The 8,745-nt window shown below is 70.1% G+C and carries 8 protein-coding genes and 1 riboswitch; of the genes, 2 read left to right on the forward strand and 6 right to left on the reverse strand.

Annotated features, from left to right (window positions below; all coding sequences use genetic code 11):
* On the reverse strand, nt 1-387 hold a 387-nt coding region (locus ACRDSQ_RS06020; protein ID WP_431419514.1), incomplete at its 3' end, for a hypothetical protein.
* Nucleotides 388-642: 255 nt separating this feature from the next.
* Between ACRDSQ_RS06020 and ACRDSQ_RS06025 the strand changes: the two genes are divergently transcribed.
* Both ACRDSQ_RS06025 and ACRDSQ_RS06030 read left to right on the forward strand, forming a co-directional pair.
* On the forward strand, nt 643-807 hold the full coding sequence (locus ACRDSQ_RS06025) for a hypothetical protein (protein ID WP_431419516.1): 165 nt from the start codon (nt 643-645) through the stop codon (nt 805-807).
* A 29-nt stretch (nt 808-836) separates the two neighbouring features.
* Nucleotides 837-1,673 (forward strand): Clp protease N-terminal domain-containing protein, encoded by an 837-nt coding sequence (locus ACRDSQ_RS06030; protein ID WP_431419518.1) that lies wholly within the window; start codon nt 837-839, stop codon nt 1,671-1,673.
* An 89-nt stretch (nt 1,674-1,762) separates the two neighbouring features.
* Here ACRDSQ_RS06030 and ACRDSQ_RS06035 read toward each other — a convergent pair whose 3' ends face one another.
* From ACRDSQ_RS06035 to ggt, 5 genes are all read right to left on the reverse strand, one after another.
* Entirely contained in the window at nt 1,763-3,322 is a 1,560-nt protein-coding gene (locus ACRDSQ_RS06035; RefSeq protein ID WP_431419520.1) for an ABC transporter ATP-binding protein, read from the reverse strand.
* Complete coding sequence (locus ACRDSQ_RS06040) at nt 3,319-4,113, reverse strand: ABC transporter permease (protein WP_431419522.1); 795 nt, start codon at nt 4,111-4,113, stop codon at nt 3,319-3,321. Before ACRDSQ_RS06040 ends, ACRDSQ_RS06035 begins: the two co-directional genes overlap by 4 nt.
* A complete protein-coding gene (locus tag ACRDSQ_RS06045; protein WP_431419524.1) occupies nt 4,110-5,078 on the reverse strand; it encodes an ABC transporter permease in 969 nt (322 codons plus the stop codon). The genes ACRDSQ_RS06040 and ACRDSQ_RS06045 overlap by 4 nt, the downstream gene beginning before the upstream one ends.
* Nucleotides 5,079-5,083: 5 nt before the next feature.
* On the reverse strand, nt 5,084-6,652 hold the full coding sequence (locus tag ACRDSQ_RS06050) for an ABC transporter substrate-binding protein (RefSeq protein WP_431419526.1): 1,569 nt from the start codon (nt 6,650-6,652) through the stop codon (nt 5,084-5,086).
* Nucleotides 6,653-6,843: 191 nt separating this feature from the next.
* A riboswitch (cobalamin riboswitch) is annotated at nt 6,844-7,045 on the reverse strand.
* 83 nt (nt 7,046-7,128) lie between these two features.
* Nucleotides 7,129-8,745, reverse strand: a 1,617-nt coding sequence (gene ggt / locus ACRDSQ_RS06055; RefSeq protein WP_431419528.1) for a gamma-glutamyltransferase, incomplete at its 5' end; no start/stop codon positions are given.

Raw genomic sequence — 8,745 nt, forward strand, 5'->3', positions numbered from 1 at the left:
GGGCAGGTCACCCATGGTTGTGGCGATGATGTCGATGTGCTCCCCGTCGACCACCGCGTCGCGCATAGCGGCGCGGGTGGCGGGCAGGGCGGCGGGCCGGTGGTGCCCGGTGGGGGTGACCGTCTCGGCGAGCTGGTCGGCTCGCTCGACCCAGCGGCGGGCCTCGCGGGGGTGGACCCGCACCAACGCGGTGAGGAGCTTGGGCAGGGATCCGTATCCGGCGAGGCGGTGGATGTCGTCGCGGTCCAACTCGCCCACCACATCGAGCACCCTCGCCATCGCCGCACGGGCCTCACCCACGGCGGTCACGAGCTCAGCGGTCAGCGCGGGTCCACGCGACGCCCAGAACCTGTCCGGGTCGTTGTGATGGATCTCCAGCTCCGCCATGCCACCGAGTCTCCCGGTGACCACCGACATTCCCGGCCCGGTTTCCGGCCTCGACGACTCGTGTCACACGATGGTGTCAACAACGGGAAATGGCTTGCGGTGAAACAGATTCCGGATCACATGCTGCGACCCGCTGAACCTGCCTGCGCCAGTGGTGTTCTCCTACCGCCAGATCGAACTAGACGAGCAGCGCCGGGCCGGTTTTGACGTGCACGACCTATTCGCTGGTCCGCCAGAACAGCGATGTCTCCGCGCTTGGGCGTGACCACCGGATCTCCCGAGCCCACCGCGTACCGCTACGTCGACAAGGTCATCACGATGCTTGCCGAGCAGGCCCCGGGACTGGCGGCGAGGCCACTTCCTTTTCGCTACGGCGCCGCGATTCCGATCGACAATGTGGCATTGTCGATCGGCCAATGACAAGTTAGAGTTGTCGCATGGCTGCCGGAGTGGACGCGGAGCGATATATCGCGCTGGTCGAGGAGCGTGCGCGTGGCGGGGATGCCCTCGCCGCTGTCGAAGCGGCGTCGTTGGTGCGCGTCGAGCTGAGCGACACGGCCGACGCGGTCATCGAGCATTACGTGCTGGCAGCCCGGGGTGCGGGGCATTCGTGGACCGTGATCGGGGATCGGCTCGGTGTGTCGAAGCAGGCGGCACGCCAGCGGTTCGGGGACCGGTCGATGACGGTGCTTGGTGGCGACCTGAAGGTCATGCCTCGACTGCAGGCATGCCTGGACCAGGCGCGGCTGGCGGCTGAGGCGGGGGGTGGCGCGCAGGTCGGCACGCAGCATCTGCTGCTTGGTCTGCTGCATGCCGGGGTTGGCGCGGCGGCGCTGGACCGGCTGGGTGTCACTCGTGAGCGTTTGCGGGAAGCGAGCCGTCGCTTGTTCGACGACGGTGACGGGTCATCGGTGCCGGGCGAGCGCCCGTGGTCGGCGGAGGCCGCGCAGGCTGTCGAGAACGCTCGTGATCATGCTCGGCAGCGTGGCCACAACTATGTGGGCACTGAGCATCTGTTGTTCGTGATTTCGGCGGACCCTGGTTCCCAGGCGCGGCGCGTGCTGCAGGATCTCGGTGTCGGCTTCGCGGCGGTCAAGCGGGAACTTGAGGACGTGTTGTGTGCGGCACCGGCCGGATGGCGCAGCCGTAGGCGTCGGAGGGCGGGCGACGCGGCGACGGCCTGCTCGTTTTGCGGCAGGGCGAAGCCAGGTGTGCCGATGGTCGCAGGACCCGGGGTCTGCGTCTGTGCGGACTGCGTGCGGCTGGCGGTCGAGAAGCTGTCGTGACCCGTCACCGACCGCCCGCCACCGCTCGGCTCGGTGAGCCCCGAAAGGCTGAGCCACATTCGGCGGGCAACCGGGCGACCGCTCCGCGCTCAGCCTCGCGGCGGGACCCCCTTGGGTAGCGCGGGGGAGGCCGCGAGCAGCCGCCGCACCAGGGGATGCGGCGAGTCGTCGCGCAGGATCTCAGCGGTCGGGCCCTGGACGTGGACGCGGCCCGCGTCGAGCAGGGCGATGTGGTCGGCGATCACGGCGACGACGCCGAGGTCGTGGGTGATGAACAGCAGCGCCAAGTCAAGATCGCGCTGCAACTCGCCCAGCAGGTTCAGGACCGCGGCCTGGACCGAGACGTCGAGCGCGGAGGTGATCTCGTCGCACACCAGCACGGCGGGGTCGGCGGCCAGCGCGCGGGCGATCGCCGCGCGTTGCTGTTCGCCGCCGGAGAGCTGTGCGGGGTACCGGTCGCCGATCTCGCGCGGCAGCCGGACACTGTCGAGCAGATCGCCGACGCGCGTGTCGTCACCGGTGCCGAAGAACCGCACCACACGGGCCAGTTCGGCGCCGATCGTCCGGCGTGGGTTGAGCGACTCGCTGGGGGACTGGAACACGATTGCGACGCGTCGGCGCTGGTCGCGGGTGCGTCGGCGGGTCAGCCCCACGCCATCGAGGGTGAGCGTCGCGGCGTCGGGGCGGTGCAGGCCCGCGATACAGCGCCCGATGGTGGTCTTGCCCGACCCGGACGCGCCCACCAGGGCCAGGCACCGCCCGGCCGTGAGGTCGAGGTCGACGTCCTGAGCCGCGATCACCGGCCCGTGCGTCGCGGTCAGCCCTCGTACGCGCAGCACCTCCCGCGTCTCGGGCCGAGGCGCCACCGCGGCCCGAGGATCGGGCACCGCGGCGATCAGATCGCGCGTGTACGGCTCGCGCGGACAGCTCAGCACCTCCCGGGCGGGTCCCTGCTCGACGATCACGCCCGCCCGCATGACCGCGATCCGGTCCGCGACCTCCGCGGCCGCGGCGACGTCGTGGGTCACGTAGACCATCGCGGCGGCGGTTCGCTCCCGCAACTGGCGCAGGTGGGTCAGGAACTCCCGCTGGGTGACCGTGTCCAGCCCGGTGGTCGGCTCGTCCAGGACGATCACGGCCGGGTCGAGCAGCAGGGCTTGGGCGATGACCACCCGCTGCCGCTGCCCGCCGGAGAGTTGGTGCGGATACCGGCGCAGCAACCCAGGGTCGGCGGGCAGCCTGGCAAGGTCCAGCGCCGCCGCGATCGCGGCCCCGGTGTCGTGCGACCGGCCGTGCACGCGCAGGATCTCCGCCAATTGCGCGCCCACGCGCCGCGCCGGGTTCAGCGCCCGCAACGGGTCCTGCGGCACGTAACTGACCACAGTGGACCGCAGCGAGCGGACATCGGGTCGGTCGAGCATCGAGTGGCCCGCGATCAGCACTTCGCCCGCGTCGATCACCGTGCCCGGGTTCGCCCACCCGAGTAGCGCCAGCGCGGTGGTGGTCTTACCCGAGCCGGATTCGCCGATGACCGCCAACAACTGCCCGGCTTCGACGGTGAACGACACGGTGTCGACGATCGGCCTGCCCGCGTCGGTGACCACGCGCAGCCCGCGCACGTCGACGGCGGCCCGGTTGACACCAGTCACGTCGGAATCTCCTTGTGGTCGCGGCGAAGGACGGCGGCGATCTCGTCGCCGCCGAGGTTCACGGTGATGGTCAGCAGGGCGATCAGCAGCGCGGGGGCCACCACCGCCCACGGCTGCAACGCCAGCCCGGCCCGGTTCTCGGCAACCATCAGTGCCCAGTCCGCCGCGGGTGGTTGCAGACCGAGGCCCAGGAAGTTCGCGCCCGCCACCATGGCGATGGCGCCGCTCACCCTCGACCCGGCATCGGCCAGGATCGGCGCGGCGATGTTCGGCAGCACATCGCGCACGGCGACGGCTGCCTTGCCCTCGCCGCGGGCGAGTGCGGCCTCGACATACCCGCGGGCGCCGACCTCCAATGTCGCCGCGCGCACCACGCGAGCGATTCCGGGCGCGTTCGCCAACGCCGCGGCCAGGACGACCACCAGCGATCCCCGGCCGGTCGAGGCGGCCAGCACCGCCAGCACGAGGAACGGCGGGATCGCCAGCACCACGTCCACCGGCCGCATCAGGACGGGATCCGCACGGGTGAGCCCGGCGGCCAACCCGATCGAGGCGCCGGTCAGGTAGGCCATTGCCATGGCCGCGATCGCCAACAACACAACCGTTTGGCCACCGTGCAGCAACCTGCTGAGCACGTCGCTGCCCACGTAGTCGGTGCCCAACAAGTGGCCGTCGCCGGGCGCCGTGAACGGCAGCCCGACCGTCTCGGTGGCCGCATGCGGCGCCCACCACGGCCCGGTGAGCGCGACGGTGAGCAGCACCACGGCCGCCGCGCCGATCCAGCGCCTCATCGGATGGCCAGTTTCGGAACCAGCGCGACCACGGCCACATCGGCGAGCACATAACCAACGACGGTGATCGTGGCGAACAGCAGCGTCACCGACTGCACGTAGGGCAGGTCGCGGTGGCCGATCGCGTGCACGAGATCCTGTGAGATCCCGGGATAGGCGAACACCGTCTCCACCACCACGATCCCGCCGACCAGCCAAGTGATGCTGCCCGCAAGCAGCGGCATGGCCGGTGCCAGCGCGTTGCGCAGCGCGTGCCGCAGCACGATCCGCCGTTCCGGGATGCCGTGCAGCCGCGCCATCCTGACGTAGTCCGACGCCATCGCCTCAGCCATCTGTGCCCGCACCATCCGGATCGTCTGCGGAGCCATCACCGCCACCAGCGTGATCACCGGCAGCACCAGGATGTCCGGTGTGGACAGTGGGCTGACGCCAGGCCGGACCATCGACGCCGCGGGCAGCACCGGCCACGTGTAGGCCAACAGGGCGATCAGCAGCGTCGCGGTGACGAACTCGGGCAGCGAGCCCATCGTCACCGAGGCCATGCTGACCACCCGGTCGCGAACCCGTCCCGCCCGCGCGCCCGCCCACGCGCCGAGCCCGATCGCGAGCGGGACAAGCAAAGCGGCGGCTATCCCGGCGAGCACCAGCGTGTTCGGCAGTCGCGCCCCGACGATCTCGGTCACCGGACGGCCGGAGAACAGCGAGTGGCCCAGATCCCCGCGCAGCACACCGGTGATCCAGTCGAGATACCGGTCGACCAGCGGCCGGTCCAAGCCGAGTTCGGCACGCAAGGCGGCCTTGTCGGCCGCGGAACCCGTGCCCGAACCCGCGCCTTTGGCCAGGATCATGTCCACCGCGTCGCCCGGCAGCAGTCGCATCGCCGCGAAGATCGCCACCGAGGCCGCCCACACCACGCCGATGGCTCCGAGCAGCCGGATCGCCACGTAACGGGATAAACCGTTCACCGTGGTCACATCCACACGTTCCGGTAGCTGCACCAGTCGTCGGTGGCCACGGTGGTGCCGTGGATACCGCGGACGTGGGGGCTGACGCCGTCGAGCCACTTGGCGTAGGAGTGGATGATGTAGCCGCCGTCGGACCACAGTTCCTGCTGCAGCTCCAGATAGCGCTGCCTGCGCAGCTCCGCGTCCAACGTGCCGCGGGCGGTGGCGAACTTCTGGTCCCACGCCGGCCGTTTCCACGCGGTCTCGTTGGTCGGCGCGTCCGACACGATCGCCTGGCCGTAGAACCACTCCAGCGCGTAGCTGCCCCATCCGGTCTGGGTGAACGGCTGCTTGAGGAAGACATCGGTCCAGTACGAGTCCGGCGCCGACTTCGACACCTCGATGGTGATTCCGGCCTTCTTCGCCTGCTCGGCGAACAACAGTGCGGACTCGACGAAGCCCGGGGTGGCGTCGGCGGTGTGCAGCGTGACCTTGAGGTTCTCCTTGCCCGCCGCGCGCAGCAGCGCGCGCGCCTTTTCCGGGTCGTAGGCCCGCTGCGGGATCGAGTCGGCGTAGTTGGGCGCGCCCTTGCCGTACAGGTCATTGCCGATGTCGCCGTAACCGAAGTAGACGGAGTCCACAATGGCCTTGCGGTCCACTGACAGCCGCAGCGCCTCCCGGACTCGGGGATCGGTGAACGGTTCCTGGTCGATGAGCATGTTGAACGCCTGGAAGGTGCCCACCGGCGACTGGTGGATCGTCAGCGCCGGATTCGTCTGCTGTGCCTTGCCCTGCACGTGGGACAGCTCGTGCACGACATCCGCCTCACCGGAGAGGAACACGTTGAGCCGCGCGTCGGCCTTGGCTGCCAGGATGACCTCGACGCTGTCGAGGTAGGGCTTGCCGTGCTCCCAGTAGGCGTCGTTGCGAACGAGCTTGGTCCGCTCGCCAGGCGCCCAGGTGTCGAACCGGAACGGCCCGGTGCCGACCGGCGGACGCTGCTTGTCGAACGTGTTCGTCCCGGCCTGCACGACGTAGACGTACCAACCCGCCAGCAGCGCGCCGAGGTCTGCCATCGGTTGCGTCATCCGCAACTCCACGGTTGTGTCGTCGACCTTGCGCGACCCCGCGAGGTCGACCATCGCCAGGTCTGCCGCGGCGGGCAACTTGTTGGCCGGGTCGAGAATGCGCTTGACGCTCCACAGAACGTCATCGGCGGTCAGCGGCTTGCCATCGTGCCAGCGCACGCCCTTGCGCAGCCGGATCGTCCACACCGTGCCGTCAGCGTTGGGTTCGAGCGATTCGGCCAGCCGTGGACGAATCGTCAGGTCGTGGTTGTATGCGACCAGTTTGTCGAACACGTTCTTCGCGACCGCGCCGCCGCCCCACGAGCCCGCCAGGTGCGGGTCGAGCACATCGTCGGTGGTGCTGGCTCCCGAGATCACCACCCGCAGATTCCCGCCGCGCCGGGGAGTCTCACCCGCGTACCCGGCGGGCTGGCTACTCCCGCAGGCCGGCGCACCGAGCAGAACGGCGCCCGCGAAGGCGCCTTTGAGGACGGTCCGGCGGGAGGGCAGGGCTGATCGATCGAACATGGAGAACTCCTTGAGCGCACGGGAAAGACCACACGCCGATGCGGCGCGTGGTGCGGCGGCGGATCACTGGACCCGCTGGGATGTCAGAAAAGGCGGTCAGCGCCGAGGGATGCACCTGCGTGACAAGGGAATGACCGGGATATCGAAGACGGCCTTCATGGCACTGCCTCTCTCGGGGTAATCCGCCCCGGGTGGTGAGGAGGCGATGGGCGAGTCTCCTGACTCGTCGGATCAACGGTTCTCCCTGGCCTTCCCACCCTGCGGGCAGTGGCCAGTCCTGGGAGTCGCTCCCCGATCACAGTGGCGGCACCGTGCCGGATTCTCACCGGCTTCCTCGTCGCCATCGCCTGAACGGCGTCATCATGGCAGATCACCGGTACTGTGACCAGATTCAGTTTGCTGCGTCACACGGCAGCAAAGTCTCACCCGCCGGTGGTGTCATTACCCCACCGGCGGACTGGGTGCCGACCAGGTCGTCAGCCGGGGTGTACCACCCCTGCCGAGCCGCCGCCGCGGCGAGTCGGTTCGGCGACCGCGATTAGGGTGCCGTCAGGCCGGAACTCGATGCCCGTGGCGGCGCCGATCTCGGCGGTCTGGCTCAGCGTGTGGCCACGCCCCGCCAGTGCCGCCGCGTACGGGCTGCTGAGGAAGGCGGCCTCGGCCAGGGTGGCCGCGGTGTTGCGCTGGGTCGCTCGCGGCGCGGCCACCGCCTCGGCGAGCGTGGCGCCCAGGTCGAGTCGGTCGACGAGGATCTGCAGCACAGTGGTGATGATCGTCGATCCGCCTGGCGACCCGATCGCGAGCAGTGGCGCGCCGTCCCGGAGCACGATCGTCGGGCTCATGGAGCTTCGTGGCCGCTTGCCGCCCTCGACCCGGTTGACGTGGGTCAGCGAGTCGAAGGTGAAGTCGGTCAGCTCGTTGTTCAACAGGAACCCGAAGCCGGGCACCACGATCCCGTTGCCGCCGGTCGATTCGATGGTGAAGGTGTAGGACACGACATTGCCCTCGGCGTCGGACACCGTCAGGTGGGTCGTGGTGCCCGCCCTGGTCACCGACGCGGCGGGGGTGGCGACACCGGTTCCGCCGCCGTTGTGCGGCCATGGGTCGCCGGGCGCGACGACAGGCGGCTGTGCGGCAGTGGGCCCGATCAGCGCCCGCCGCTGCGCGGCGAACGGTTCGGACAGCAGGCCGCGCAGCGGCACGTCCACGAAGTCGGGGTCGGCGAGGTAGGCGTTGCGGTCGGCGAAGGCGAACCGGGACGCCTCCAGGTAGTAGTGCAGTGCCTCTTCCCGAGGCATCGTCGAGACGTCATAGCCCGCGAGGATGTTGAGCGCCTCGCCGACGGTCGATCCGCCGCTGGACGGCGGTGGCATGCCGTAGACGTCGAGACCGCGGTAGGACACGCGCGTCGGCTCCCGCTCGACCGCCTCATACCCCACCACGTCCCGCATGGTCATCATGCCGGGCCGCCACACGTGCGTGGCGTCGGGGGAGACCGGCGGATCCTGAACCGCGTTCACCATGGCGGCTGCCACCGCGCCCCGGTAGAAGCCTTTCGCGCCGAGCTGCGCGATGCGCTGATAGGTGCGGGCCAGGTCCGGGTTGCGGAAGGTGGCGCCCACGTCGCGTGCCGTGCCGTCCGGATCGAGGAACAGTTGGGCCGAGGAGGGCACGTCGGCGAAGCGGGCGGCGTTGCCCCGGGTCTGGTCGTGGAAGGTCTGGTCGATGATGAACCCGTTGGTGGCGACCGCGATGGCGGGCCGCAGCACCTCCCGCATCGACATGGTCCCGTAGTCGCGCAGCGCGTCGGACCACCCGTCGACCGTGCCCGGCACCCCGGCGGACAGGCCGCTGTAGCGGGCGTCGTTGAACGGCAGTGGTACGCCGTTCTCCAGGAACGAGTCCGGGCGCATCGCGGCGGGCGCGGTCTCCCGGTGGTCGATCGTGGTGACCCGGCCGCCGTCCGCCCGGTAGATGACCATGAACCCGCCACCGCCGATGCCGCACGAGAACGGCTCGGTCACGCCCAGCACGGCGGCCGCGGCGACCGCGGCGTCCACCGCGTTGCCGCCCGCCCGCAACACCCCCAACCC

Source organism: Actinokineospora sp., assembly GCF_050699995.1.
Lineage (GTDB): Bacteria > Actinomycetota > Actinomycetes > Mycobacteriales > Pseudonocardiaceae > Actinokineospora.

Coding starts and splice junctions, on each gene's coding strand:
- ACRDSQ_RS06040 (WP_431419522.1), bottom strand. CDS start 4,113: ATGAGGCGCTGGATCGGCGCGGCGGCCGTGGTGCTGCTCACCGTCGCG.
- ACRDSQ_RS06050 (WP_431419526.1), bottom strand. CDS start 6,652: ATGTTCGATCGATCAGCCCTGCCCTCCCGCCGGACCGTCCTCAAAGGC.